Source organism: Christiangramia aquimixticola (assembly GCF_048285835.1).
In the GTDB taxonomy this organism is placed as follows: domain Bacteria; phylum Bacteroidota; class Bacteroidia; order Flavobacteriales; family Flavobacteriaceae; genus Christiangramia; species Christiangramia aquimixticola.
Window position 1 is genome coordinate 1 of record NZ_JBLVTL010000035.1, and the last position, 431, is coordinate 431.

General features: G+C 53.8%; 1 protein-coding gene. It reads left to right on the plus strand.

Features of this window, described 5'->3' with window-relative positions:
• Positions 1-431, plus strand: a 431-nt coding sequence (locus ACNKXV_RS13375) for a DUF7507 domain-containing protein (protein WP_417908236.1), incomplete at both ends; no start/stop codon positions are given.

The following is a 431-nucleotide window of genomic DNA, read 5'->3' on the forward strand; positions in this document are numbered from 1 at the left end:
GATCGGGGTAACAGGTCTTGCGATCAGCCCATCCACCTTAGCTCCTGGAGCGACAGGCACTGCAACCCATGTTTACACGGTGACCCAGGCGGATATTGATGCCGGCGGAGTAACCAACACTGCGACAGCCACGGGTCAAGATCCGGACGGCAATGAGGTATCAGACGACTCTGGAACTGCCAATGACAACGATGATCCGACGGAAACAGCGATTAGTCAGAATGCGAAAATCAGCTTTGTAAAGTCAGGCGAGTACAATGCGGCATCCGGAACGATCACGTATACTTTCACGGTGACCAATACGGGTAACGTAACGGTAAGCGGAATCGAGATAGACGATGAGCAGATCGGGGTAACAGGTCTTGCGATCAGCCCATCCACCTTAGCTCCTGGAGCGACAGGCACTGCAACCCATGTTTACACGGTGACGG